The 25,482-nt window shown below is 70.9% G+C and carries 21 protein-coding genes; 7 read left to right on the top strand and 14 right to left on the bottom strand.

The features are described 5' to 3' along the window. Window positions 1-34: 34 nt before the first annotated feature. Genes AB0F38_RS20005 through AB0F38_RS20020 form a run of 4 tightly spaced genes read right to left on the bottom strand, consistent with a single transcriptional unit; the run spans window position 35 to window position 6,098 of the window. Window positions 35-1,918 (bottom strand): IucA/IucC family siderophore biosynthesis protein, encoded by a 1,884-nt coding sequence (locus AB0F38_RS20005; protein WP_361894772.1) that lies wholly within the window; start codon window positions 1,916-1,918, stop codon window positions 35-37. 60 nt (window positions 1,919-1,978) lie between these two features. Further along, complete coding sequence (locus tag AB0F38_RS20010; protein WP_361894775.1) at window positions 1,979-2,707, bottom strand: GNAT family N-acetyltransferase; 729 nt, start codon at window positions 2,705-2,707, stop codon at window positions 1,979-1,981. Between the two features lie 40 nt (window positions 2,708-2,747). Then, window positions 2,748-4,679 carry an IucA/IucC family protein gene (locus AB0F38_RS20015; protein ID WP_361894778.1) on the bottom strand — a complete coding sequence of 644 codons (1,932 nt, stop codon included), beginning with the start codon at window positions 4,677-4,679 and terminating at the stop codon, window positions 2,748-2,750. A gap of 27 nt (window positions 4,680-4,706) precedes the next feature. After that, the gene (locus AB0F38_RS20020; protein ID WP_361894781.1) at window positions 4,707-6,098 is read right to left on the bottom strand and encodes a diaminobutyrate--2-oxoglutarate transaminase family protein; all 1,392 of its coding nucleotides are present in this window, start codon (window positions 6,096-6,098) and stop codon (window positions 4,707-4,709) included. Between the two features lie 345 nt (window positions 6,099-6,443). Between AB0F38_RS20020 and AB0F38_RS20025 the strand changes: the two genes are divergently transcribed. After that, entirely contained in the window at window positions 6,444-7,652 is a 1,209-nt protein-coding gene (locus tag AB0F38_RS20025) for a hypothetical protein (protein ID WP_361894904.1), read from the top strand. Between the two features lie 145 nt (window positions 7,653-7,797). On the opposite strand, the gene hflX is transcribed toward AB0F38_RS20025, so the two are convergent. From hflX to miaA, 6 genes are all read right to left on the bottom strand, one after another. Then, entirely contained in the window at window positions 7,798-9,318 is a 1,521-nt protein-coding gene (hflX, locus tag AB0F38_RS20030) for a GTPase HflX (protein ID WP_361894784.1), read from the bottom strand. Window positions 9,319-9,450: 132 nt separating this feature from the next. Next, entirely contained in the window at window positions 9,451-10,941 is a 1,491-nt protein-coding gene (locus tag AB0F38_RS20035; protein WP_361894787.1) for a M1 family metallopeptidase, read from the bottom strand. Between the two features lie 101 nt (window positions 10,942-11,042). Then, window positions 11,043-13,187: an HD domain-containing protein gene (locus AB0F38_RS20040; protein ID WP_361894790.1), complete on the bottom strand. Its 2,145-nt coding sequence runs from the start codon at window positions 13,185-13,187 to the stop codon at window positions 11,043-11,045. Window positions 13,188-13,327: 140 nt separating this feature from the next. Beyond that, window positions 13,328-14,197, bottom strand: a complete 870-nt coding sequence (dapF, locus tag AB0F38_RS20045) for a diaminopimelate epimerase (protein WP_361894792.1) — start codon at window positions 14,195-14,197, stop codon at window positions 13,328-13,330. Between the two features lie 73 nt (window positions 14,198-14,270). Beyond that, a complete protein-coding gene (locus tag AB0F38_RS20050; protein WP_361894907.1) occupies window positions 14,271-14,711 on the bottom strand; it encodes a hypothetical protein in 441 nt (146 codons plus the stop codon). Window positions 14,712-14,819: 108 nt separating this feature from the next. After that, a complete protein-coding gene (gene miaA / locus AB0F38_RS20055; RefSeq protein WP_361894795.1) occupies window positions 14,820-15,758 on the bottom strand; it encodes a tRNA (adenosine(37)-N6)-dimethylallyltransferase MiaA in 939 nt (312 codons plus the stop codon). Window positions 15,759-15,918: 160 nt separating this feature from the next. Between miaA and AB0F38_RS20060 the strand changes: the two genes are divergently transcribed. Then, on the top strand, window positions 15,919-16,164 hold the full coding sequence (locus AB0F38_RS20060) for an antitoxin (protein WP_361894798.1): 246 nt from the start codon (window positions 15,919-15,921) through the stop codon (window positions 16,162-16,164). A gap of 99 nt (window positions 16,165-16,263) precedes the next feature. Here the strand turns inward: AB0F38_RS20060 and AB0F38_RS20065 are convergent, their stop codons facing one another. Beyond that, a complete protein-coding gene (locus AB0F38_RS20065) occupies window positions 16,264-16,983 on the bottom strand; it encodes a class III extradiol dioxygenase subunit B-like domain-containing protein (protein ID WP_361894801.1) in 720 nt (239 codons plus the stop codon). Between the two features lie 25 nt (window positions 16,984-17,008). Continuing rightward, window positions 17,009-18,529 (bottom strand): tRNA (N6-isopentenyl adenosine(37)-C2)-methylthiotransferase MiaB, encoded by a 1,521-nt coding sequence (miaB, locus tag AB0F38_RS20070; RefSeq protein WP_361894804.1) that lies wholly within the window; start codon window positions 18,527-18,529, stop codon window positions 17,009-17,011. A gap of 108 nt (window positions 18,530-18,637) precedes the next feature. Here miaB and AB0F38_RS20075 point away from each other — a divergent pair, with 108 nt between their 5' ends. Beyond that, the gene (locus AB0F38_RS20075) at window positions 18,638-19,636 is read left to right on the top strand and encodes a TAXI family TRAP transporter solute-binding subunit (protein WP_361894807.1); all 999 of its coding nucleotides are present in this window, start codon (window positions 18,638-18,640) and stop codon (window positions 19,634-19,636) included. Here the strand turns inward: AB0F38_RS20075 and AB0F38_RS20080 are convergent. After that, window positions 19,615-21,039 (bottom strand): HAMP domain-containing sensor histidine kinase, encoded by a 1,425-nt coding sequence (locus tag AB0F38_RS20080; RefSeq protein ID WP_361894810.1) that lies wholly within the window; start codon window positions 21,037-21,039, stop codon window positions 19,615-19,617. The two genes, AB0F38_RS20075 and AB0F38_RS20080, sit on opposite strands and share 22 nt — an antisense overlap. A gap of 15 nt (window positions 21,040-21,054) precedes the next feature. Then, window positions 21,055-21,747 carry a response regulator transcription factor gene (locus AB0F38_RS20085; protein ID WP_361894813.1) on the bottom strand — a complete coding sequence of 231 codons (693 nt, stop codon included), beginning with the start codon at window positions 21,745-21,747 and terminating at the stop codon, window positions 21,055-21,057. A gap of 339 nt (window positions 21,748-22,086) precedes the next feature. Between AB0F38_RS20085 and AB0F38_RS20090 the strand changes: the two genes are divergently transcribed. The 4 genes from AB0F38_RS20090 to AB0F38_RS20105 all read left to right on the top strand — a co-directional run bounded on the left by AB0F38_RS20090 (window position 22,087) and on the right by AB0F38_RS20105 (window position 25,454). Continuing rightward, window positions 22,087-22,872 carry an amino acid ABC transporter ATP-binding protein gene (locus tag AB0F38_RS20090; protein WP_361894816.1) on the top strand — a complete coding sequence of 262 codons (786 nt, stop codon included), beginning with the start codon at window positions 22,087-22,089 and terminating at the stop codon, window positions 22,870-22,872. A 65-nt stretch (window positions 22,873-22,937) separates the two neighbouring features. Beyond that, complete coding sequence (locus tag AB0F38_RS20095) at window positions 22,938-23,777, top strand: glutamate ABC transporter substrate-binding protein (RefSeq protein WP_361894819.1); 840 nt, start codon at window positions 22,938-22,940, stop codon at window positions 23,775-23,777. A 97-nt stretch (window positions 23,778-23,874) separates the two neighbouring features. Then, window positions 23,875-24,543, top strand: a complete 669-nt coding sequence (locus AB0F38_RS20100) for an amino acid ABC transporter permease (protein ID WP_361894822.1) — start codon at window positions 23,875-23,877, stop codon at window positions 24,541-24,543. After that, a complete protein-coding gene (locus tag AB0F38_RS20105; RefSeq protein WP_361894824.1) occupies window positions 24,540-25,454 on the top strand; it encodes an amino acid ABC transporter permease in 915 nt (304 codons plus the stop codon). The genes AB0F38_RS20100 and AB0F38_RS20105 overlap by 4 nt, the downstream gene beginning before the upstream one ends. Window positions 25,455-25,482: the final 28 nt, after the last annotated feature.

The following is a 25,482-nucleotide window of genomic DNA, read 5'->3' on the forward strand; positions in this document are numbered from 1 at the left end:
GGCGCGGCAGTGACAACAGCGATCGGTCCCGGACTCACGCGGAGGGGTGCAGCGGGTTGGGGACCGTGCCGTGGACGGCGGCGTGCGGACGCTCCGGCCGGTCACGGTAACCGTCCAGATGCAGACGGTTGCGGTTCAGGCAGAGCCGTTCGATCGTGGGTGTCAGCATGTCGAAGATCTCGAACCGCTCCTTGAGCTCGGGGAAGCGCGCGTGGTGGCGCAGGATCTCGGCACGGACGAGTGACCAGAATTCACCCTCCGGTACGTCGAGCTGGTCCTCGCAGAGCGGGGAGAGATAGCGGAACACGCCCACCAGGAGCCCCGCGTGGATGAACTGGGTGAGGAACGAGGGGTCTTCGGTCAGCAGGATGTCGCGGACGTCCGCCGGCATCCCGTCGTGCTCGGGCAACGGCCGGGCGCTGACGTTCACGTCGTCGACGAAGTCCTTGATCGCCAGGCATACCGGCACGTCGTTCTCGTCGAACACGACGATGGCGTTCTCACCGTGCGGGGAGAAGACGGTGCCGTAGCGGTACAGGAAGTGCAGGAGCGGCGGCAGCAGCACGGCGAAGAGGCGGGTCAGCCAGGCGGCCGGGGTCAGACCGGAGCGGGCGACGAGCTCGGCGGTGAAGGCACGGCCCTCGGGGTCCGTGTGCAGCAGCGAGGCCAGCGTGCGGGCCCGCTCCCCGGGTGCAAGCCGCGGCTGCAGGGGCTCCCGCCAGATCGCGCCGAGGATCTCCTTGTACTGGTAGGGCGCCTCGGGGAGGTGGTCGTAGAGCGGATGCTCGACCGCCACGGAGGCGACCTCACCGAGCAGGATGACCCCGCAGGTGTCCCGCAGGAAGGGGTCGTTGTCACACAGTCCCTGGACCCAGGCGGTGACCGCCGGGGCGGCGAGCGTGCGGGCGGTCGGAAGGCCGCGCCAGACGAGGGTGTTGAGGATCGACAACGGCAGTTTGACCGTGTGCCGGTCGGGCCGGCCCACGTTGGTGAACGTACGGATGGACTGCTGCGGGAGCCTGAGGTCGGCGTCGGCGTGCAGGGGCACGATGGCGCCGTCGGCGATCGCCGGGGCGAAGAGCGGGACGATCCACTCGTCCCATTGCCACGGATGCACCGGCAGGAGCAGGTAGCCCTCGGGGTCGAGTCCGCGGGCGCGCAGGGCGGCGGCGAAAGAGGCCCGGACGGGTGGGTCGAGCTCTTGGGCGTAGAGGCGCTCGGGGGAGGCGAGCCGGGTCACACCCCGGTAGGTCGCCATGTGCTTGCCGACCGCGATCCAGGGGAGTCTGGTCGCCGAGCGCGCTTCGGGGGTGAAGCGGGCCGCGTCGGCGGCGGAGAAGCCGAGACGCCCCTTGTTGGCGACGAGCCAGGGGTGGCCGGTCTGGTGCCCTTCGAGGTCGGCGTAGGGGAGATCGGCGAGCTGTGCCGCTCGGAGCGCGGTGTGGTCCAGCCGGGCGTCGGCCACGAGTGTGCTGGTGAGCTCACGGACGAGGTGCCCGAGGGTCGCGCCGTCGAGCCCGAGGAGGCGGCGGGCGCGGGCGAGGAACCGCAACGGATCGCGGAACGCCGTGCCGTGGCCACGACCGTCCGGGGCCGTCTCCCAAGTCCCCTCCGCGGCCGTCCCCGCAGGGGTCTCGCGGATCGATTCGGGGTCCACGCGCCAACTGCCGTACACACCGCGCCGGGCACGGAAGTGCAGGGTGGCGCCGTCGTCGAGCACCAGGGCGTAGCCGCTGGTCCTCCCGTTGCGGGCCTCCTCCCGCGGGGCGGGGGCCACGACCTCCTCGTAGGCGAATTCACCGAGCATCTTCGCGAGCAGCCGCACCGCCGCCCGGTCCCACAGCCGCGGGTTCAGTTCCGGTATGTCGAGCGGCAGGTGGGGCTCCGGCGGTGTGTGGCTCGCAGGATATGTCGGCACGGGGACTCCTCCGGGTGTGACCGATGGGGTTCGAGCGGTGGGTGTGGTGCGGCAAGTCGTTCACAGCTGGGCACGGTGGGCTCGGTCGCGGACCATCAGGGCGGCCCGCTTGTCGGGGAGTTCGACCTCGGCGGCGAAGCGGAATCCGGCACTCAGGAAGGCCGAGACGGAGGGGGTGTTGCGGAGGTCCGGCTCGGCGACCACGCGGGCGCAGGGCGGACGGTTGTCCAGCACGAGGTCGGAGACGGCCCTGAGCAGTACGGTGCCGATGCCCCGGCCCCGGTTGCCCACGCCTCCGATGAGGAGGTGGACGCCGGTGTCGTGTGGCCGGGCCGGGTAGTGGCGGGCCAGCGGGTCCAGGTCCGCCCGGTAGATCTCCCAGTAGCTCATGGGCCTGCCGCCGAGCACACCGAGGCAGGGAACGCTGCGGCCGTCGCCTTCGAGCTGCCGGCACAGATGCCCGGCGGTGACCGACTCCGGTCCGGCGAGCTCCCAGAAGGCGGCGACCGCGGGGTCGTTCATCCAGCGGCTGATCACCCCGAGGTCGCGTTCGACCTCGACGGCGACCAGCTGGAACACCCCGGCGGGCGTGGTGACGGGGCGCCAGGTGTCGGGCAGGCCGATCAGATCGGGAGCGTCCGGCCGGGAGACGCTCGCCGGCGGGCGGTCGCCGAGCAGGGCGAGCAGCTCCTCGGTGAGCCGCAGCTCCAGGGTGTCCTCGACGCCGGTGGCGCCGGGTGGGGCAACGGCGCCGGTTCCGGCCTCGGTGTGCGCGTCGGCTGGATGCACCGGGACGCTCTCCTCTCGTGGGTGCGGTCGGTCGTGTCTCTCAGCTGTGGAGGGGGTTGGCGATGGTGACGTATACGGACTGGGTGTCGACCGGCCCGACGAGCTCGTCCAGGCCGTGCAGCCGGGTCAGCAGATTCGCCTTGCAGCGCAGCTGCGTGGTTCCGAGCAGGTACGCAGGCAGCGGGGAGCCCAGCGTGACGTTCCGTTCGAGGAACTGCCGGAAGGCGGCGAGGAGCAGCCTCTCGTCGGCCAGTCGCTGGGCGCCGAAGGCTCCGATGAGCCCGAAGACGTTGTTGATGCCGAGGTAGTAGGCGAGACGTTCGTCGGTGACCGCGTCGGAGACGAAGGTGTCGCTGACGGCGCCGATGCCGGGAAGCCGGCGCTCCAGTGCGGCACGGTGGGACTCGCGAAAGTAGTAGCCCTGGTTGTCGCGGTACCTGCCGCCGACGGGCCAGCCGTCCAGGTCGAGGAGCACGAGCGTGTTCTGCTGGTGGGCTTCCAGGGCGACGCCCGCGCGGGCGTCGAGCCAGAGGACGGGCAGGACCACACGGTCGAGGTAGCGCAGGAACCACTCGGCACAGACGGCTCCGGTCGTCCGGCCCGTGCGTGCGGCGAGGTCCGAGACGGTCTGCGCGAGCCGGGAGTGCGCACCGGCACGTCCCGGCCAGGGACGCGGGGCGGTGAGTCCGGCGATGCACACGGCGTCGTCGGCCGGGCCGAACGGATTGTGCCGGAGCATGACGTCGAGGCCGGGGACGGGGCTGCCGTCCGGAGCGTCGACGGCGAGCCAGGCGGGGTCCCGGACGATGTCGAAGCCCGGGTGCGCCGCCTGCCACTGACCGGCCAGTCCGGTGCTCAGCAGCCGGTGGACTTCGACGCCGCGGTGGAGTTCCTTGCGCAGGTTCTCCCGGCGGGAGTTGGTGATGCGGACGCCCAGGGAGAGCTTCAGCATGACCTCGGCCCCCGGCCGGTGCACGGTGCGGACGGAGGAGGTGGGGTACCAGCGTCCCCCGTGGGGACCGAGGTCGTGCAGGAGGCCCTTCTCGCGGAGCGCGGCGACCTCCGGGCGGCGCACCAGATCGGCGGCCTGCCAGGGGTGGAGCGGGAGGGCCGCGGTGCCGTCGGGGAGATGCAGCCCGTCGGCGTGGGGTGCGAGGAGCTCCTCCGCGGAGACCGGGCGGCCTGCCTGTGTCCAGGACGACTCGGTGGCCAGTACGGACCGGTCGACGGCCATCCAGTGGAGCGGGAAGGAACCGCGCAGTTCGGGCGAGTAGAGGAGCGTTTCGGATTCGGAGAGGCCTTCGCGGCTCTTGGGCGTGGGGTGCAGGGGGTGGCCGAGGACGAGGGACTGTTCGGCGGTGAGGAACAGGTCGGCCTCCGGGGACGCGTCGGGGATGCGCCTGCGCTCCGCGATGAAGCCCCCGGTACGGCGTACCGAGTCGGCGACCCTGGCCACGAGGTCCGTGCCGGCGTTCCGGTCGCTCTCGCGTCCGAGGAGCGCGGCCACGGTGACGGCGTCGACGGCCGGTGCGCCGACCGGTGCGGTCTCCAGGACGGGGGCGCCGAAGCGGTGCCATCCCGTGGCGGACCAGTGGCCGACCGGCACGAGGAGAGCCGTGCCGCTGGCGGGGAGCGGGATGCGCAGGGTGCTTCCCTGCGGCCGGGGCAGGTCGTTCTCCCGGGTCCAGCAGCGCAGCAGGTTCTCGGTGCCCGCCGCGTCCGCGGCCCGGACGGGTTCGGGGTGGTCGAGCGGGTCCACGGGGCCGGGAGGCCGCGGTCCGTCGGGCCCGGCAGCCGGGAGCGCACGGGTGGGGGCGGAGGTCCCCGCCGTGTCGCGCAGGGTTCCGCGGGGGCCTGCCTTCTGGCGCGGCACGGTCTTCGACTCGACGGCCAGGAGGCCGTCCGGCAGGTCCTGTCCTCGCTGCTGGCTGGTGAGAGGGCCGTCGGCCTCGGGCGCAGGGGTGGGGTTCACGGCGGTCTTCCTTGTGAGGGGTCCGGGTCAGCGGGTCGGCCCGGCAGCGGCCCGACGGTGCGGGGAGCGCTCTGCCGCTCGCAGCGCGTCGGCGAGGCGGTCGACGACCGCTGTCGCCTGTTCGTCGGTGAGCGTGAGAGGGGGGAGCAGTCGGACCACGGCGCTGTGGCGGCCGCCGAGTTCGACGATGAGGCCGCGGTGCAGGCATTCCTGCTGGACCGCGGCGGCGAGTACGGGGTCGGGCGGCGGGGCGGAGCCGCTCTCCTCGGTGACGGTGAGCGGGGCGGACTCGGGGTCGACGAGCTCGATGCCGATCATCAGGCCGCGGCCCCGTACGTCGCCCATGCTCGGGTGGTCGGCGCTCAGGGCCTGCAGGCGGGCGAGCATGCGCGCGCCGAGCGTCGCCGCGCGCTCGGCGAGCCGGTTCTCCCGTACGTACGAGAGGGTGGCGGCACCGGCCGCCATGGCGAGCTGGTTGCCCCGGAAGGTACCCGCGTGGGCGCCCGGCTGCCAGGTGTCGAGTTCGGCGCGGTAGACGATCACGGCGAGCGGCAGCGAACCGCCGATGGCCTTGGAGAGGACCATCACGTCGGGTACGACTCCGCTGTGCTCGACGGCCCAGAACGTGCCGGTCCGGCCGACGCCGGTCTGCACCTCGTCCGCGATCAGCGGGATGGAGCGGGTCCGGGTGATCTCCCGCATCCGGCGCAGCCAGCCGTCCGGGGCGGGATTCACCCCGCCCTCGCCCTGGACGGGCTCCAGGATCATGCCCGCAGGGGAGGGCACCCCGCCCTTGGGGTCGTCCAGGAGGTACTCGGTCCAGCGCGCGGCGATGTCCTCGCCCCGCTCGCCGCCGGTCCCGAAGGGACAGCGGTAGTTCTGCGGGAAGGGCAGCCGGGTCACGCGCACGTCCGGGGCGCCGCCGGACGCGGCCAGCGCTCCGGCGGTCATCCCGTGGTACGCGCCGGTGAAGGTGAGGAGCTCGCCGCGGCCGGTCGCGGCACGCACCAGCTTGAACGCCGCCTCCACGGCGTCCGTCCCCGCCGGTCCGCAGAACTGGATCCGCCCGTTGTCGGCGAGATCCCCGGGCAGGGTGGCGAACAGCTCGGTCGTGAACGCGTCCTTGACGGGTGTGGCGAGATCGAGGACGTGCAGCGGCGCGCCGGAGTCGATGACGTTCCTGATGGCTTCGAGCACCACGGGGTGGTTGTGGCCGAGGGCCAGGGTGCCCGCCCCGGACAGACAGTCGAGATAGCGGCGCCCGTCCGCACCCTCGATCGTCATGCCCCTCGCCCGCACCGGCACGATCGGCAGGGATCGCGCGTAGGTACGGGCCGCTGATTCACGCAGTGCCTGACGCCGCAGGATCCCCTCGTGCGCAGGGGGAAGTGTCACCGGAGCTGGTTCGGTCACGGCCACGGCTGTGGGTCCTCCTGCTGTCACAGTTGCCTTGCACGGCGGTACGTCGCCCCAGGTACGGACTGTTCGCGTGAACGCTGTCCGGGTGTCCCCCGTACGTACCAACGACGCGGAACGCGAGGGATCACGGGTAAATCGGAAGATCCTTGCGCAGACGGAACCGTGGACCTGCCTCGTACCGTCCCCATCGGCACCGGCATAGTGGGGGCCGCACTCGGCACGGGGCTGCCCCCGTCGCCCTGGGTGTGTGCCGCAGTGCCGCCAGGCAGTGCCGAGCGCACCGGGCACCGCAGTGCAGTACCGAAGTCAGTGACGAAGTCCCAGGGGGATCACCAGATGCGACCCATGCGCCCGATCGACACCGCACGCCGTGGGAGGAGCCCTCGCCGCCCCTCCCCCGTGTTCGCCGCAGCCGCCCTCGCCGCTGTCCTGACGCTCACCGTCACCGCCTGCGGGCCGGAGGAGAACGGGGCGGGCTCGTCGAGCGATGCCGGCAGCCAGGCCTCCGACGGCAAGGTCACGATCCCGGACGATCTGAAGGACCGGCTCAAGGAGCACGGGATCGACCTCGACCAGTGGAGGAACGGCGAGTGGAAGAACTGGGACAAGGACACGTGGCTGCGTGAGGCCAAGGACTACGTCAACCCGATCATCGAGGACCTCTGGGACCCGGACCGGATGCGGGATGCCGACAAGGCCCCGGAGAACCCCGTCGACAACGACATCTCGGGCGACGACGGTGTGACGGATCCGGCCCCCGCCCCGGTCGAGGCCGCCGGTCTGCCGACGCCGTACCACGACAACGCCCCGGAGTCCGGCAAGCTGTTCTTCGACGGCCCCGAGGGATCCATGGTCTGTTCCGCGACCGTGGTGAAGGACCCGGCCAACCCCGGGAAGTCCAACATGGTGTGGACGGCGGGGCATTGCGTGCACGCGGGCAAGAAGGGCGGCTGGTACCGCAACATCGCCTTCGTCCCGTCGTACAACAACACCGGCCTGTCGGTGGCGGAACTGCAGAACGCACCCAAGGAGAAGGTCGCTCCGTACGGCGTGTGGTGGGGCCAGTGGGCGCAGACGTCCGAGCAGTGGATCGCCCAGGGTGCCGCGACCGGCGGCCAGGGTGCCCCGTACGACTTCGCGGTCCTGCAGGTCACCCCGGAGAAGGGCTCCACGGGCAAGTCCCTGGAGGAGACCGTCGGTTCGGCGCTCCCTGTCGACTTCAACGCCCCGGCCGTCCCGGAGATGGACAGCATGACGGCGACCGGCTATCCGGCGGCTCCGCCGTTCGACGGCCAGAAGGCGCTCCGGTGCACGGACAAGCCCGGCCGGCTCTCGGTCTTCCGGAACGAGCCGACGATGTACCGCATCGGGTGCACGATGACCGGTGGTTCCTCCGGCGGTGGCTGGGTGGCGAAGGGCCAGGACGGTGAGCCGGCCCTGGTCTCGAACACCTCGATCGGCCCGGTGACGGCGGGCTGGCTGGCCGGCCCCCGTCTCGGCGAGGAGGCCAAGGGCATCTACGACTCGGTCAGCAAGAAGTACGCGGGACGGTAGGCCCGGATCCGGGGTCCTCGGTGCGGCAGTCGCCGGCCGGGGACCCGGCCGGCCACACGCACCACAGCCGGCAGGCCCGGCCCCCTGCCTGCGTGAGGGGGCCGGGCCTGCCGGCTGAGCGCTGCCCGGGCGGCGCGGTGGTGGATCAGGGAGCCACGGGAACGAAGCTGGACAGCTCCGCACCGAGCTCCTCGTGCACCCGAGCCTTGAGCAGGGTGCCCTCCGCCGTGTGCTCCTCGGAGATCACCTCACCCTCCGCGTGCACCCGGGAGACGAGTCCGCCCTGGATGTAGGGCACGAGGGCCTCGATCTCGACGGACGGCCTCGGCAGCTCGGCGTCGATGAGCGCGAGCAGCTCGTCGATGCCCGCACCGGTGCGTGCCGACACGGCGATCGCGTGCCTCTCGTTGCGCAGCAGCCGCTGGAGGACCAGCGGGTCCGCCGCGTCCGCCTTGTTGATCACGACGACCTCGGGCACGTCGACCGCCCCGACCTCGCGGATCACCTCACGGACGGCGGCGAGCTGCTCCTCGGGCACCGGATGGGAGCCGTCCACCACGTGCAGGATGAGATCGGACTCGCCGACCTCCTCCATGGTGGAGCGGAACGCCTCGACCAGGTGGTGCGGAAGGTGGCGCACGAACCCGACGGTGTCGGCCAGGGTGTAGATCCGGCCGCTCGGCGTCTCGGCCCGGCGCACGGTCGGGTCCAGGGTGGCGAACAGCGCGTTCTCCACCAGGACGCCCGCACCGGTGAGCCGGTTGAGCAGGGAGGACTTGCCCGCGTTGGTGTATCCGGCGATGGCGACCGAGGGCACCTTGTTGCGCCTGCGCTCCTGGCGCTTGATCTCGCGGCCCGTCTTCATCTCCGCGATCTCCCGGCGCATCTTCGCCATCTTCTCGCGGATCCGGCGCCGGTCCGTCTCGATCTTGGTCTCACCGGGGCCACGGGTGGCCATACCGCCGCCACCGCTGGATCCGCCGCCGCCCATCTGCCGGGAGAGCGACTGACCCCAGCCGCGCAGGCGGGGCAGCATGTACTGCATCTGTGCCAGCGACACCTGCGCCTTGCCCTCACGGGACTTGGCGTGCTGGGCGAAGATGTCGAGGATCAGGGCGGTCCTGTCGACCACCTTGACCTTGACGACGTCTTCCAGGTGGATCAGCTGGCCGGGGCTGAGCTCACCGTCGCAGACGACGGTGTCGGCGCCCGACTCGAGAACGATGTCGCGCAGCTCCAGCGCCTTGCCCGAGCCGATGTACGTGGCCGGGTCGGGCTTGTCGCGGCGCTGGAAGACGGCGTCGAGCACCTGGGCGCCCGCCGTCTCGGCCAGTGCGGCCAGCTCGGCGAGCGAGATCTCCGCGTCGTGCACCGTCCCCGACGTCCAGACACCGACCAGCACCACGCGCTCCAGGCGCAGCTGTCGGTACTCGACCTCGGTGACGTCCTCGAGCTCCGTGGAGAGACCGGCCACACGGCGCAGAGCCGCCCGCTCGGAGCGGTCGAGCTGCTCGCCGTCCCGCTCTCCGTCGATCTCGTGGCTCCAGGCGACGTCCTCTTCCATCAGGGCGTCGGCCCGGAGGCTCTCGGTGAGGCTCTCGGAGATGGGGTCCGTGGCGCTCTGCGCGTCCTGCGCGCCCTGGGGAAGGGAAGAAGAGGAGGTCATTGGATCCTTACGTCGATAGAAGTCCGATACGTCAGTCACAACGCGTGACCCCGCCGGATGATTCCCCGAGGGGGACGCACCGGCCGGCCGCTGTGCCGACGCGTCGATAGTGGCATGTCCTCGCCGGACTCGTCACTCGGGTTTGCGGGCAGTCGCGGAGCCCTGTGGGGAGCCCGCGCCCCGGGGCTCGGCGCTGCGCCAGTCCGGGTGCCCCGGCATGGGCGGCGTCTTCTCCCCGTACAGCCAGCCGTCGAAGAACGCGGTCAGGTCCCGCCCCGCGATCCTCGACGCCAGCCCCGTGAAGTCCGCGGTGCTCGCCGACCCGTCGCGGTACCTGCGCACCCAGGTCCGCTCCAGGTCGTCGAAGGAGGTCTCCCCCATCTCCTTGCGCAGCGCGTACAGGACGAGTGCGCCGCCGTCGTACACCACCGGCCGGAACAGGCTGATCTTGTGATCCGGGGACGGGACGTCGGGATGCGCGGGCGGACCGCCGGCGGCTCGCCATGCGTCGGACCGTGCGTAGGCCTCACGCATCCGCCGCTCCACGGGCTTGCGCGCGTGCTCCTCGGCGAAGCGGGCCTCGTACCAGGTGGCGTGTCCCTCGCTGAGCCACAGGTCGGACCAGACCGCCGGCGAGACACTGTTGCCGAACCACTGGTGGGCGAGCTCGTGGACCATGATCGATTCGATGTACCACTCGGGATGTCCCGCCTCGGTGAACAGGGACCGTTCGAAGAGCGAGAGCGTCTGGGTCTCCAGCTCGAAGCCGGTCTCCGCGTCCGCGACCAGCAGCCCGTAAGTCTCGAACGGGTAGGGCCCGACCTGCGCCTCCATCCAGGCCACCTGCCCGGGGGTCCTGCGCAGCCAGGGCTCCAGCTTCCTGCGGTCGGCCGCGGGCACCACGTCGCGTACCGGCAGCCCGCGTGGCCCGGTCCGGTGCAGGACCGCGGAGCGGCCGATGGACACCTGGGCCAGCTCGGTGGCCATCGGGTGCTCGGTTCGGTAGGTCCAGGTGGTCATGGCTCCGTGTCGGTGCTTGCCGGCAGGCAGGCCGCCGGCCACGACCGTGAGGTCCTCCGGCGCGGTGACCCGGAAGGTGAAATGGGCCTTGTCCGCGGGGTGGTCGTTACCCGGGAAGACCCGGTGGGCGGCGTCGGCCTGGTTGGCCATGGCGAGCCCGTCGGCCGTCCGGACCCAACCGCCGTTGGCCTGGTCGCCGGACGGATCGCTGGTGTGCCGGACGGTGAGGCGTACCGGGACACCCGCCGGGAGCCGGGCGGGTGCCTGGACGACGAGGTCCTCCCCCTCGGTGGCGAACTCGGACCGCAGGCCGTTGACGTCGACGGACCGGACGGTGCCCCGGGCGAAGTCGAGGTTGATCCGTTCCAGGGGTGCGGTGGTGCGCGCCTCGATCCTGGTGACGGCGTCGAGCGGCTCGGTGTTACGGCCCACGTAGTCGAGGGAGATGTCGTACGAGAGGACGTCGTACCCGGGGTTGCCGAGCAGGGGGAACAGGCGGTCGCCGATGCCCAGCGGTACGGGCGCGGGCAGGGTCGCGGCCACGAGGGTGGCCGAGGCGGTGGCCAGCAGGGCGGCGCGCAGTCGACGGGAGGTGAGCGGCATGGACTACGGCTACCAGCGGGAACTCGCCGTGCGGGGGTGGCGCGCGCCGCACCACCCGAACGGGGTCGCCGGGAACGGGCAGGAGGGGCAGGGGCGGTCCGTCAGACCGTGGTGGCGGGCTGCTGGGCCCGGCTCACGTCGTACACCCCGGGTACGTCGCGCATCGCCCTCATCAGTCCGGGCAGCCCTGCCGCGTCCGGGAGCTGCAGCGTGTAGGTGTGCCGGACGCGCTGTTCGCTGGGCGGTTCGACGGTCGCGGCGACGATGGCGGCGTCCGCCGTGGCGATGGCCTCGGTCAGGTCGGCGAGCAGCCGGGGACGGCCGAAGGACTCGGCGACGAGGGTGACCCGGTAGTCGGCCGTGTCGCTCCAGTCACCCGTGTCGTTCCAGCGGGCCCCGACGGCCGCCCGGCCGATCGCCCTGGTCCGGGCCACCGCCGGACACTCCGTCCGGTGCACGGTGACTCCCCCGCCGCGCACCGTGCACCCGATGATGTCGTCGGGCGGAACGGGCGTGCAGCAGCCGGCGAGGCGGACCGGTACGCCCGGCGTGTCGACGGCCACGCTCGCGGCCCGGCTGCCCTCCCTGCCCCGGCCCTTCGCCGCGTCGTCCGCGGGCTGGAGCTGCGGTCTCGGTTCCGCGGGCCTTCCGTGTGGCCCCTGGGCGCCGTCGGGATGGGCGTCGAGCCACCCGGTGATGGCGATCCTCGCGGCAGGCGTACGGACGTGGTCGAGCCACTCCGGTGAGGGCCCGGAGGAAGCGTCCTGGGCGAGCAGCGGCTGCACCGTGTCGCCGTCGTTCAGCACGGTGCTGAGTGTGGCCAGACGGCCGTTGACCCGGGCCCCGATGGAGCCGTGGGCCTCGTCGCCGTACTGCGCGTACGCGGCGTCGACGCAGCTGGCGCCCGCGGGCAGCCCGAGCGTCCCGCCGTCGGTGCGGAACACCGTGATCTCGCGGTCCTGGGCGAGGTCGGCGCGCAGGGTGGTCCAGAACGTGTCGGGGTCGGTTGCGGACTCCTGCCAGTCCAGGAGCCGGGAGAGCCAGCCGGGCCTGGTCGGGTCGCCACGCTCGCCGTCCACGGGCTCGGCCTGGTGCGGGGCGGTGCTGCCGTCCGCGGTGTAGGGGTTGCCGAGCGCGACGACGCCGGCCTCGGCGACCTTGTGCATCCGGTGGGTACGGATGAGGACTTCGGCGACCGCACCCTCCGGGCCGACGACGGCGGTGTGCAGCGACTGGTAGAGGTTGAACTTGGGTGCTGCGATGAAGTCCTTGAACTCGGAGATCACCGGAGTGAAACAGGTGTGCAGCTCGCCCAGGACCGCGTAGCAGTCGGCGTCCTCGCCGACCAGCACCAGCAGCCGTCCGAAGTCGGTCCCGCGCAGTTCCCCACGTTTCATCCTGACCCGGTGGACGGACACGAAATGGCGCGGCCTGATGAGGACTTCGGCCGTGACGCCGGCTTCCCGCAGGGTCGTTCTGACGCTTTCGGCGATGTCCGCGAGCGGGTCCTGCGCGCCCTCGGACGCGGCGATCAGGGACCGGGTGTGTTCGTACTCCTCGGGGTGGAGGATCGCGAAGACGAGATCCTCCAGCTCGGTCTTGAGTGCCTGTACGCCGAGGCGTTCGGCGAGCGGGATGAGCACGTCGCGGGTGACCTTGGCGATCCTGGCCTGTTTCTCGGGGCGCATGACGCCGAGGGTCCGCATGTTGTGCAGCCGGTCGGCGAGCTTGATCGACATGACCCGCACGTCGTTCCCCGTGGCGACGAGCATCTTGCGGAAGGTCTCCGGCTCGGCGGCCGCACCGTAGTCGACCTTCTCCAGCTTGGTGACTCCGTCGACCAGATAGCAGACCTCGTCGCCGAATTCCTCGCGCACCTGAGCGAGCGTCACTTCGGTGTCCTCCACGGTGTCGTGGAGGAGGGAGGCCGTCAGGGTCGTGGTCTCCGCGCCGAGTTCGGCGAGGATCAGGGTCACCGCCAGCGGATGCGTGATGTACGGCTCGCCGCTCTTGCGCATCTGGCCGCGGTGGGAGGACTCGGCAAGGAGATAGGCCCTGCGCAGAACGGTGAGATCGGCGTCCGGACAGTGCGCGCGATGGGCCTCCGCGACATGCCCGATGGCATCGGGCAGCCGGCCACGGGAGGCCGGCCCGAGCAGGGCCACACGACCGAGCCTGCGCAGATCGATCCTGGGACGACTGCGCTTGCGAAGGGGAGCACCTGGATTGGTGGCCTCTGCGCTCATGGGGCACCTCCGGCAACGTCGACCGGCGGTGGGGAGATGCGGATGCGCCTCCGGGCCGGTGCTTGATGCTACCGACCCCACCACGTGGCGCAGTCCCGCTCTCGCCCAGCGTGAAACGGATCACCCATTCGAGCGAAACCCTAGCGCGTCGATCCGAGCAGGCCGGGATCGATCACACCCTCGGCGACGATCACCGCCGGACCCGTCATGTCGACCCCGCCGTCCGGGTACTCGGTGATCACCAGCGTGCCGCCGGGGAGGTCCACCGTGTACGTGGCGGGCGAGCCGGTCTCCGCGGGGTCCACGCCGTCCCTGCGGGCGGCGGCGACGGCCACGGCACAGGCGCCCGTACCGCAGGAGCGGGTCTCGCCGGAGCCGCGCTCGTGGACGCGCATGGCCACATGGCGCGGTCCGCGGTCCACGACGAACTCGATGTTGACGCCGTCCGGGTAGACGGCCGCCGGGCGGAACGACGGTACGGAGCGCAGGTCCCCGGCGTGGGTCAGGTCCTCGACGAACGCGACGGCGTGCGGATTGCCCATGTTCACGTTCCGGGTGTCCCAGCTGCGGCCGTCGACCGTGACGGTGACTCCGCTCCCGGGCAGCACGGCCCCTCCCATGGAGACCGTGACGCAGCCGTCCTCGGCGATGTGCACCCGCTTGACCCCGCCCCGGGTGGCGACGGCCAGATCGCCCCGCTCGACGAGTCCGGCACGCTGCAGGTACCGGGCGAAGACGCGCACGCCGTTGCCGCACATCTCGGCGACCGAACCGTCCGCATTTCGATAATCCATGAACCACTCGGCCTGCTCGGCCATGCCCGAGGCGTCGGGGTGCGCGGCGGACCGCACGACGTGCAGCAGACCGTCGCCGCCGATGCCCGCCCGGCGGTCGCACAGCCGAGCGACGACGGGGGCCGGCAGGTCGAGGGCGTTGTCCGGGTCGGGGACGATGACGAAGTCGTTCTCGGTGCCGTGGCCCTTGAGGAAGGGGATCTGCGAAGCGCTCACGGTCCCACTGTACGAGGCCGCGCCGACAGCCCGCGGAACCGGTCCGTCCACCGGGACCGGCGGGGTCTTCCGCTCAGGAGCGGAGGCGGGCCACGCGCCAGACGGCGAGTGCGACCACTCCGGCGCACACGGCGACGTACAGCCCGATCACGCGCCAGTCGGGCCGTTCACCCGGTCCCCTGGCCGCCAGGCCCGGCCAGGTGTGGCCCACGCGGCGCGCCGCCATCATGCCCCAGCCCGCGGCGCAGCCGCTGATGAGCAGTCCGAGCATCGCCACGACGGCACCGCCGTCGCCGAACTCGAAGGCGAGCGGGAAGGCGAACATCAGGGAGCCGAGCGCGGCCAGCATGACGATCGGTGCGAGCTGCCAGATCCGCATGCGGCGGGCCGGGCGCAGCTCGACCTCGACCTCGGGGGTCACATCGAGCTCGTCGGGCCCGTCGGGGCTCAGACGTCCTGCCTCGTGCTGCGCATCCGGTGCGTCCTGGTCTGTGTCGCGAGGGCCGGCCTCCATCGCCACGCGCCCTCCCATACTCGGACTCCACTGGTCGATCGATGCTCGATGATGGCACGCTCCAGGGCACCGGAATGACGGGTGGAGCGTCCCGATGCCATCACGTGATCAGGATGTAACCGCTCGTTCGACCAACGCCAGCGCGCGGTGCGGGAGTTCCGCGCGCTGTTCCTCGGCGCCGCTCAGCCACCGCACGCGCGGGTCACGGCGGAACCATGAGTCCTGGCGGCGCGCGAAGCGCTTGGTGGCGCGTACGGTCTCGGCGCGTGCCTCGCCCTCGGTGCACTCCCCCGCGAGTGCGGCGAGGACCTGCTGGTAGCCGAGCGCCCGGGAGGCCGTGCGGCCCTCTCGCAGCCCCAGGCCCTCCAGGGCGCGCACCTCGTCCACCAGCCCGGCCTCCCACATCCGGTCCACCCGGACGCGGATGCGCTCGTCGAGTTCCGGGCGCTCGACGTCCACTCCGATCTGGACGGCGGCGTACACCGCTTCGTCGCCGGGAAGGTTGGCGGTGAAGGGCTTGCCCGTGATCTCGATGACTTCCAGTGCGCGGACGATACGCCGTCCGTTGCTGGCCAGGATGGCGCGGGCGGCCTCCGGGTCCGCGGCGGCGAGCCGGGTGTGCAGGGCCCCGGAGCCCTCCTCCGTCAGCTCCTGTTCGAGTCTGGCGCGCACCTCGGGATCCGTACCGGGGAATTCCAGGGCGTCGATCGCGCCCTTCACGTAGAGACCCGAGCCGCCCACCAGGACGGGGGTGCGCCCCTGGGCCAGCAGCCGGTCGATCTCCGCACGGGCGAGGCGCTGGTACTCGGCGACGCTGGCGACCTCGGTGACCTCCCAGATGTCCAGCAGATGGTGCCGGATCCCGCCGCGCTCCGGACGCGTCAGCTTGGCCGTGCCGATGTCCATCCCGCGGTAGAGCTGCATGGAGTCGGCGTTGACCACCTCACCCCCGAGCTGCTGGGCCAGGTACACACCCAGATCGGATTTTCCGGCAGCGGTGGGGCCGACGACGGTGATGACGCGGGGGGTGGGAGCTGATCTTCTCACTGAGACAGTGTCTCAAACTTCGGGACGATTCCCGAACGAGCGAGGTGACGTCCCGGGGCCGCGATCGTTGCCGCTGCGGGCGGCCGGACACGGCGAGTCACGCACGTTTGCCCCTCCGCGAGTAAAATGTCAGCACAGTCCCCAGCACGGAAGGTGACCCATGAGTTTCCTGGACAACCTGAAGGCCAAGCTGGCCCCGGCCAAGGACAAGGTCGGTGACCTCGCGCACCAGCACGGGGGCAAGGTCGGCCAAGGCCTCGACAGGGCCGCTCGCACGGTCGACCAAAGGACCAAGGGCAAGTACAGCGACAAGATCGTGTCCGGCACGCAGAAGGCCAAGGACGCGGTCGACCGACTGGGCCACCGCAACGAGGGCGGTACGCCTCCCGCACCTCCCGCGCCCTGACCCGGGCCAGCCGCACCTGAGGACCGTGGAGCGATCAGCCCCGCGGTCCTCAGGGGTGTCCCGCCCGTGCGGGTCACGTCCAGCGGCCCTCGTACGCGATCACGACCAGGCGGCCACGAAGTAACCCACGCCGTACGGGGCGTCCTCGTACAGCAGCCGTCCGCCCAGCCCGGCTCCCCGGGCGGCGCCCGCGAGCACCTGCCAGGGCGCCCGGCCCGCCACCTTCAGTTCGTACGCGAGCGACTCGTCCAGCGCGCTCAGCGCGGCCAGGTCCGCGCCGCCCAGGGCTCGCGCCGCCGCCACGTCGAAGTCCACCGCCCGCTCGTCCAGGTAGCCGGGTGCCTTGACCGTGCGGCAGGCACTGCCGTCACCCATCACCAGCAGGGCGACCCGGTCCGCACGGGTCGCGAGTTCCCGTCCGGCCCGCGCGCAGCGGTCGGCGGTCAGCGTCTGCCCCACCCCGAGTCCTTCGACCGGGGCGTCCGCCCACCGGTTGCGGGCCAGCAGCCAGCCGCCGACGGCGAGGGACGCGGGAAGCCGGCGCTCCGGTGCCGGGGAAGCGGCCGGTGCCTCCCCCAGGCACACGGTGAGGTCGACGCCGAACCCGGCGAACGAGCCCTCCGAGCCCGCGGGGAACACACCGCGGTCGTCCGCTTCGGCGGGCCCGGCCACGATCAGCAGATCGGGCCGGGCGGCGGCGAGTACACCCAGGGCGTCGGCGCACGCGTTCCGCGCGGCATCGAGCTCGGGTGCGGCTCCCGCGGCTACCTCGGGAACCAGCAGCGGCGGGCAGGGACAGACGGCGGCGGCGACAAGCATGCCGGTCAGCGTACTGCGGTGGCCTTCAGTCGCAGCCGCACCCGGGGGCCGCGGCGGCGGGCAGCGGGGCCGGGGCTCCGATGCCTGGCAGCCCCAGCATGACTCCGGCGGGCTTCGCAGCGGCCGCCCGGGTCCGCTTCTCCCAGGCGTCGCCCGACCGGGTGAGCCGGACGCCGAGGGGCGCCCCCTCGGCGAGCAGGTGGTGCGGGGCGGCGTAGGTCACCTCCACGGTCACCACGTCCCCGGGACGCACGTCCTGGGCGGGCTTCGTGAAGTGCACCAGGCGGTTGTCCGGGGCGCGCCCGGAGAGGCGGTGGGTGGCGCCGTCCTTGCGGCCCTCGCCCTCCGCGACCATGACCTCCAGGACGCGGCCGACCTGCTTCTTGTTCTCCTCCCAGGAGATCTCCTCCTGGAGGGCGGACAGGCGCATGTAGCGTTCCTGGACGACCTCCTTGGGAATCTGCCCGTCCATGTCCGCGGCGGGCGTCCCGGGGCGCTTGGAGTACTGGAAGGTGAAGGCGTTCGCGAATCGGGCCTCGCGCACCGCGTGCAGCGTCTGCTCGAAGTCCTCCTCGGTCTCGCCGGGGAAGCCCACGATGATGTCGGTGGAGATGGCGGCCTCCGGCATCGCGGCGCGCACCTTCTCGATGATCCCCAGGAAGCGCTCCTGGCGGTAGGAGCGGCGCATGGCCTTCAGGACGGTGTCCGAGCCCGACTGCATCGGCATGTGGAGCTGCGGCATCACGTTCGGCGTCTCGGCCATCGCGGCGATCACGTCGTCGGTGAAGTCACGCGGGTGGGGCGAGGTGAAGCGGACGCGCTCCAGCCCTTCGATCGTGCCGCAGGCGCGCAGCAGCTTGGAGAAGGCCTCGCGGTCGCCGATGTCGGAGCCGTAGGCGTTCACGTTCTGGCCGAGCAGTGTGATCTCGCTGACGCCCTCGGCGACGAGCGCCTCGATCTCGGCCAGGATGTCGCCGGTGCGGCGGTCCTTCTCCTTGCCGCGCAGCGCCGGGACGATGCAGAACGTGCACGTGTTGTTGCAGCCCACGGAGATCGACACCCAGGCCGCGTACGCGGACTCGCGCCGGGTGGGCAGCGTGGAGGGGAACGCCTCCAGGGACTCGGCGATCTCGACCTGCGCCTCCTCCTGGACGCGGGCGCGCTCCAGGAGCACCGGCAGCTTGCCGATGTTGTGCGTGCCGAAGACGACGTCCACCCAGGGGGCCCGCTTGACGATGGTGTCGCGGTCCTTCTGCGCGAGACAGCCGCCGACGGCGATCTGCATCCCGGGGCGCTTGGTCTTCATCGGGGCGAGACGGCCGAGGTTGCCGTAGAGCTTGTTGTCGGCGTTCTCACGCACCGCACAGGTGTTGAAGACGACGACATCGGCGTCACCGTCGGAGCCCGCCGGGGCCGGCACGTAGCCGGCGTCCTCGAGGAGCCCCGACAAGCGTTCGGAGTCGTGGACGTTCATCTGGCACCCGTAAGTGCGTACCTCGTAGCTCTTCTGGACGTCCACTGCTTCGCTCCGGTTGCCGCTGGTCATGGGACAAGGGTAGGCGGTGATGCCGCCTCTCCCGCCGCCGGAGCTTTTTGGGCCTTTGCCCAGGATCGGGCCTGGCCAGGACGGGGCGCGGCCTGGCAGGATCGCGCCATGCTGCACGCACTGCCCCGATTCGGCCGGCGACGCACCCTTCAGGGGGGCGCCGCCGCCGCCGTCGTCCTCGGGCTGCTGCTGTGGTGGGTGTCCCCCCTCGGGGAACCGGAACCCAGCGGCTCGCTCACCTTCTCCACCGGCGTACGCAGCGGGGTCTACCAGCGCTACGGGCAGCGGCTCGAGGGTGCACTGGCCAAGGACATGCCCAAGGTGTCGATACGGCTGAAGACCAGCGAGGGCTCCCAGCAGAACATCGAGCGGGTGGCGACGGGGAAGGCCGACTTCACCATCGCCACCGCCGATGCGGTCGCCACCTATCTGCAGAGCGGGAAGCCCGGGGGCGAACGGCTGCGCGGCTGCGTCCGGCTCTACGACGACTACGTCCAGCTCGTCGTGCCCAGGGACTCCGGGATCCGGACGGTCGCCGGTCTGCGGGGCAAGCGGGTCGGCGTCGGGCAGAAGGGATCGGGGGTGCTTCTCGTCGCGGAGCGGCTGATGAGGGCGGCGGGGGTCGACCCGGCCGAGGACATCACCCCGGTCGAGGCGGGCATCGACACGATGCCCGCGAGGCTGTCCGACGGCCGGCTGGACGCCTTCTTCTGGTCCGGCGGGCTGCCGACCGGTGCGGTGGAGGACCTGGCGGAGAAGTTCGCCATCCGGCTGGTCCCGCTTGAGGATCCGCTGATCCGCGAGCTCCAGGCGGTCGGCGGCTCCACCCGCCACTACCGCTCGGCCGCGATGCCGGCCGACGCGTACGACCACGCGCACCAGGGGACGGCCGTCCAGACGGTCGCGGTCGCCAACCTGCTGATCACGACGGACCGTACGGATCCGCTGATGACGGAGGCGTTCACCCGGACCGTCATCGACAGCCGGGACCGGATCGGGCGTGAGGTCCACGCGGCGCAACTGGTGGACCTGCGGACGGCGATCTACACCGATCCGCTGCCCCTGCACACGGGCGCCCGGCACTACTACCGCTCGGCCAAGCCCTGACCGTCCGCGTATGCGTGCGGGGGGTCGCGCGGCACGGTGACCGTCACCCGCAGTCCGTGCGGCTCGTTCCTGGCGTAGCCGATCGATCCGCCGCCCGCGGTGAGCAGGGCGCGCGAGATGGAGAGCCCGAGACCGGATCCCTTGATGTTCTGGTGCCGGTTGCTGCGCCAGAAGCGGTCACCGATGCGCTCCAGCTCCTGTTCGGTGAGCCCGGGCCCCCGGTCGGTGACGACGACCGTCGCACCGGCACGGCCGGACCCGGCGGTGACCCGGACCTCCTGGCCCTCCGGGGTGAACTTCAGTGCGTTGTCGATGACGGCGTCCAGCGCGCTGGAGAGGGCGATCGGGTCCGCCCAGCCGGTCAACGCGGCCGCGCCGTCCAGCGTCAGCCGTACGCCCTTGTCCTCGGCGAGCGGGCGCCACGAGGCGACCCTTTCGGCGGTGAGCGCGCCGATGTCCGTGAGCTGGAGGTCCGCCGCCGCGTGCTCGGCCAGCGCGAGGTCGAGCAGGTCGTCCAGGACCTGGGCGAGGCGCTTGCCCTCGGTGCGCACCGAGGCGATCTCCTCGTTGCCCTCGGGGAGTTCGAGGGCGAGGAGCTCGATCCGCAGGAGCAGCGCGGCCAGCGGGTTGCGCAGCTGGTGCGAGGCGTCGGCGACGAAGGCGCGCTGCTGTTCCAGCACGTCCTCGACGTTGTCGGCCATCTCGTTGAACGACCGGGCCAGGCGTCTGAGTTCCGGCGGCCCCCCGGACGCGGCGACCCGGGACCGCATCCGGCCGCTGGCGATGTCGTGGGTGGCCGCGTCCAGGATCCGCACGGGCAGGAGCACCCATCCGGTCAGGCGGAAAGCGGCACCGACCGCCACCAGCATGGCCGCTGCCTCACCGAGGCCGATGAGCAGCCAGCCGCGCAGCGTCCTGGCGCGCATGCCGCCGGTGGGCGAGTCGGTCACCACGACGGCGACCACGTCACCGTCCCGCACGACCGGTGAGGCGACGACGACCCGGCCGTCCTGCCAGGGCCAGACCTGGGGCGGGTCGTGGGAACGGCGGCCGAGCAGGGCCTCCTTGAACGCCTCGCGCCCCTCACCCGCGGCCGGCACCAGCCAGGAGTCGGGTGCCTTGGCGAGGGCCCTGTCGTCCCGGTAGAAGACACCCGCCTTGATCCCGTACACCGAGTTGTAGGCCTCGAGTTCGGTCTGGAGGATCCGCTGCCGTTCGTCGCTGCCGTCGACGGGCTCGCTGACGAACTGGGCGAGTGCCGCGAAACGCGCCGAGTCGTCGATCCGGTCGATGACGACGCGCTGCTGTTCCGCGGCGGCCACCTGTACGGCCAGCGGAAAGCCGAGGGCCAGCAGGACGGCGGCCATCAGGATGATGAGCAGGGGGAGCAGACGGGTGCGCACAGGGACCGTGCGTCCTCAGCCGGACGGCGCGACGAGCCGGTAACCGACACCTCGCACGGTCTCGATGAGAGCGGGGAGCCGCAGCTTGGAACGCAGCGACGCCACGTGCACCTCGAGGGTGCGGCCCGTTCCCTCCCAGCTCGTCCGCCACACCTCGCTGATGATCTGCTCCCGGCGGAAGACCACGCCGGGACGCTGCGCGAGCAGCGCGAGCAGGTCGAACTCCTTGCGGGTGAGCTGGACCTCCTGGCCGTCGACGCTGACCCGGCGGGTCGGCAGCTCGATGTGGACGGGTCCGAGCCGCAGAGCCGCGAGCGGGGTCGCCCCGGTGTCCTCGCCGGCGGTCCTGCGCCGGGCGACGGCGTGGATCCGGGCGAGGAGCTCCCCGGTGTCGTACGGCTTGGTGACGTAGTCGTCCGCGCCGAGGTTGAGACCGTGGATCCGCGAGCGGACGTCCGCCCGTGCGGTCACCATGATCACAGGGATCGCGGAGCGCTTGCGGATCTTCCCGCAGACCTCGTAGCCGTCCTGGTCGGGCAGTCCGAGGTCGAGGAGCACCACCCCGAAGGGTTCCTTGTCCGCGGGCAGCAGCGCCTGCAGGGCCTCCTCGCCGCTGCGGGCGTGCACCACCTGGAACCCGTGGCGCGCGAGCACGGCGGACAGGGCCGCCGCGACGTGGTTGTCGTCCTCGACGAGCAGCAGTCTCATGACCCCCCTCTCCGTCTCACGTGTACCGGGCGTGAAAACTATGCGTGATGGCCGGCGTCCGTTCCACCCGGCGCCCCTTCGTGTGCGACGACGATTCACGTCGTCCCGCATCAGGGCATCCACTCCGATGACGGGTGCCCCAGTCAAGCCCCTCCCCGTTACCAGCGGGTTTCCGTTATCCACCCGGTACGCCGATGCGCGCGTCGAGGCGTCCCGTTCACGCGGAGTGTCCGGTTGCGGCCGGATCGTTATGCTCAATTTCCGCTCAGATGTAATGACGCTGATCTCACCGCGTCACTAGGGTCTCCCCCTAACCGAGGAGGACGGAGCAAAAAGCCGATGAGCGGAGTTTCAGTGACCAAGGCCGCCGAGGATGCCGTACCTGTGGCGAACGACCTTGTCGTACTGAGCAACGTCAACAAGCACTTCGGCGCGCTGCATGTGCTCCAGGACATCGACCTGACCATCGCCCGTGGCGAGGTCGTCGTCGTCATCGGACCCTCAGGGTCCGGTAAGTCCACGCTGTGCCGCACGATCAACCGCTTGGAGACGATCGACTCGGGCGCGATCACGATCGACGGCAAGCCGCTGCCCCAGGAGGGCAAGGAGCTGGCCAGGCTGCGTGCCGACGTCGGCATGGTCTTCCAGTCGTTCAATCTCTTCGCGCACAAGACGGTGCTCGAGAACGTGATGCTGGGCCAGCTCAAGGTCCGCAAGATGGACAAGGCTGCCGCAGAGGAGAAGGCACGCTCGCTGCTCGACCGGGTGGGTGTGGCCACGCAGGCCGACAAGTACCCTTCGCAGCTCTCCGGCGGTCAGCAGCAGCGCGTCGCCATTGCACGCGCGTTGGCGATGGACCCCAAGGTCATGCTGTTCGACGAGCCGACGTCCGCGCTCGACCCGGAAATGATCAACGAGGTGCTGGAGGTCATGCAGCAGCTCGCCCGGGACGGGATGACCATGGTCGTCGTCACCCACGAGATGGGCTTCGCCAGGTCGGCGGCCAACCGTGTCGTCTTCATGGCCGACGGGAAGATCGTCGAAGAGGCGGCGCCCGACCAGTTCTTCAGCAACCCGCGCAGCGACCGGGCCAAGGACTTCCTTTCGAAGATCCTTCACCACTGATCCCGCACGGCTGCTCTCCGGACCAGCTGATCACTCACATCGCGTCAACCCCAGGGAATTCCACCATGCAGCTTCGTAAGGTCACCGCCGCCTCGGCCGCCGTGCTCGCACTCGCCCTCACCGCCACCGCCTGTGGCTCCGAAGACAAGGACGACGCCGCGGGCTCCGGCGGCGAGAAGATCACCATCGGCATCAAGATCGACCAGCCCGGTCTGGGACTGAAGACGCCGGACGGCAAGTTCGCCGGCTTCGACGTCGATGTCGCCACGTACATCGCGAAGGAGCTCGGCTTCGACGCCAAGAACATCAACTTCGTCGAGACGAAGAGCGCCGACCGCGAGACCGCCATCGAGCGCGGCGACGTGAAGTTCATCGCCGCGACGTACTCGATCAACGACGAGCGTCTGCAGAAGGTCGACTTCGCGGGCCCGTACCTCCTGGCGCACCAGGACGTCCTCGTCCGGGCCGACGACGACTCCATCAAGTCGCCCGAGGACCTCAACGACAAGAAGCTCTGTTCCGTCACCGGTTCGACCTCCGCGAAGAACGTCAAGGACAAGCTGGCCCCCAAGGCTCAGCTGCAGAACTACGGCGGCTACTCCGAGTGCCTCACCGGCCTGGAGAACAAGGCCATCGACGCGCTGACCACGGACGACTCCATCCTCGCCGGATACGCGGCGCAGGACGCCCACAAGGGCAAGTTCAAGCTGGCCGGCTTCAAGATGACCAACGAGAACTACGGCATCGGCCTGAAGAAGGGCGACGCCGACCTGAAGAAGAAGATCGACGCCGCGCTGACCAAGATGGTCTCGGACGGTTCGTGGGACAAGGCGGTCGAGACCAACTTCGGTCCCGCCAACTACAAGAACGAGCCCGCCCCGAAGATCGGCAACGTCGTCAAGTAGGACTCCCATCGCCGGCGGTCCGAAGCCGGGCTGATGAGGTGCGCCGCCGCGGAGGCGGCGCACCGAGCCCTCCCCACACGTGGAAGCACGGGAGATCGTGTTCGACTTTCTTGAAGGTTACGACCTACTGGGGGCCTTCTGGGTGACGGTGAAACTCACCGTCTACTCCGCCCTCGGTTCCCTCATATGGGGAACGCTGCTGGCCGGTATGCGGGTCGGCCCGGTCCCTCTGATGCGCGGGTTCGGTACCGCTTATGTGAATGTTGTCCGTAACATCCCGCTGACCGTCATCATCGTCTTCGCCTCGCTGGGCCTCTTCCAGACCCTGCAGGTCACCCTCGGGGGCGGAGACGACTTCGAGGCCATCAACTTCCGGCTCGCGGTACTCGCGCTCGCCCTCTACACCGCGGCCTTCGTCTGCGAGGCGCTGCGCTCGGGCATCAACACGGTTCCCGCGGGCCAGGCCGAGGCGGCACGGGCACTCGGGCTGAGTTTCACCCAGGTTCTGCGGCTGATCATCCTCCCGCAGGCCTTCCGCTCGGTCGTGAACCCACTGGCCAACGTGCTGATCGCGCTGACGAAGAACACCACCGTCGCCGCGGCGATCGGCGTGGTCGAGGCGGCGTACCTGATGAAGGACATGATCGAAGCAGAGGCTCAACTCATCCTGATCTCCGCCATCTTCGCGTTCGGATTCATCTGCCTCACCCTTCCGACCGGGCTCCTCCTCGGCTGGGTGAGCAAGAAGGTGGCGGTGAAGCGATGACGACGTCCGTCCTCTTCGATGCGCAGGGGCCCCGCGCCAAGCAGCGCAATGTCCTGTACACGGTCATCTTCGTCGCGGCCCTCGCGGCCGTGGCGTGGTGGGTCTACGTCAGCCTCGACGAGAAGCACCAGCTCGACTGGGTCAAGTGGGAGCCGTTCTTCACGAGCTCCCAGCCGTGGGAGACCTATATCTGGCCGGGGCTTCAGAACACGCTCAAGGCGGCGTTCTTCGCCCTGCTGATCGCGCTGCCGCTCGGGGCACTGTTCGGTATCGGCCGGCTCTCCGACCACCGCCGGGTGCGGATGCCGTCCGGGATCGTCGTGGAGTTCTTCCGCGCCATCCCCGTCCTGATCCTGATGATCACGGCGAACGCCGCGTACTCGGAGTTCACCGACATCGCCAGCGACGTGCGTCCGCTGTACGCAGTCGTCACGGGCCTGGTGCTGTACAACGCCTCGGTCCTGGCCGAGATCGTGCGGGCCGGGATCCTGTCCCTCCCGCGGGGGCAGACCGACGCCGCGAAGGCGATCGGCATGCGCAAGGGCCAGACCATGCGGTACGTGCTGCTGCCGCAGTCCGTCACCGCCATGCTGCCCGCCATCGTCAGCCAGATCGTGGTCATCGTGAAGGACACCGCGCTCGGCGGTGCGGTCCTCACCTTCCCCGAACTGCTCGCGTCGGTCCGCCCGATGAGCGCGAACTACGGTGCGAACACCATCGCGTGCTTCACCATCATCGCGCTGATCTTCATCGCCCTGAACTTCGCGATCACCTCGTTCGCCAGCTGGCTCGAAGGCAGGCTGCGGCGCGGGAAGAAGAGCACGGGCACGGTGGTCGGTGCCGGGCCCGACGGGGGTCTCAAGACCATCGGCACGCCGCCGCTCCGGATCGAGGACGGCGGCGCGACCTGACGGTCCGCCGACCATTGACCCACGGGGG

It is taken from the genome of Streptomyces sp. NPDC025273 (assembly GCF_040638585.1).
In the GTDB taxonomy this organism is placed as follows: Bacteria; Actinomycetota; Actinomycetes; order Streptomycetales; family Streptomycetaceae; genus Streptomyces; species Streptomyces cinereorectus.

Excerpts from the sequence above, each read along its gene's own strand:
- AB0F38_RS20090 (WP_361894816.1), top strand. The coding sequence starts at position 22,087 with ATGAGCGGAGTTTCAGTGACCAAGGCCGCCGAGGATGCCGTACCTGTG.
- AB0F38_RS20085 (WP_361894813.1), bottom strand. The coding sequence starts at position 21,747 with ATGAGACTGCTGCTCGTCGAGGACGACAACCACGTCGCGGCGGCCCTG.
- AB0F38_RS20075 (WP_361894807.1), top strand. The coding sequence starts at position 18,638 with ATGCTGCACGCACTGCCCCGATTCGGCCGGCGACGCACCCTTCAGGGG.
- AB0F38_RS20035 (WP_361894787.1), bottom strand. The coding sequence starts at position 10,941 with ATGCCGCTCACCTCCCGTCGACTGCGCGCCGCCCTGCTGGCCACCGCC.
- AB0F38_RS20065 (WP_361894801.1), bottom strand. The coding sequence starts at position 16,983 with ATGCTTGTCGCCGCCGCCGTCTGTCCCTGCCCGCCGCTGCTGGTTCCC.
- AB0F38_RS20050 (WP_361894907.1), bottom strand. The coding sequence starts at position 14,711 with ATGGAGGCCGGCCCTCGCGACACAGACCAGGACGCACCGGATGCGCAG.
- AB0F38_RS20040 (WP_361894790.1), bottom strand. The coding sequence starts at position 13,187 with ATGAGCGCAGAGGCCACCAATCCAGGTGCTCCCCTTCGCAAGCGCAGT.
- AB0F38_RS20105 (WP_361894824.1), top strand. The coding sequence starts at position 24,540 with ATGACGACGTCCGTCCTCTTCGATGCGCAGGGGCCCCGCGCCAAGCAG.
- AB0F38_RS20025 (WP_361894904.1), top strand. The coding sequence starts at position 6,444 with ATGCGCCCGATCGACACCGCACGCCGTGGGAGGAGCCCTCGCCGCCCC.
- AB0F38_RS20060 (WP_361894798.1), top strand. The coding sequence starts at position 15,919 with ATGAGTTTCCTGGACAACCTGAAGGCCAAGCTGGCCCCGGCCAAGGAC.
- hflX (WP_361894784.1), bottom strand. The coding sequence starts at position 9,318 with ATGACCTCCTCTTCTTCCCTTCCCCAGGGCGCGCAGGACGCGCAGAGC.
- AB0F38_RS20095 (WP_361894819.1), top strand. The coding sequence starts at position 22,938 with ATGCAGCTTCGTAAGGTCACCGCCGCCTCGGCCGCCGTGCTCGCACTC.
- miaB (WP_361894804.1), bottom strand. The coding sequence starts at position 18,529 with ATGACCAGCGGCAACCGGAGCGAAGCAGTGGACGTCCAGAAGAGCTAC.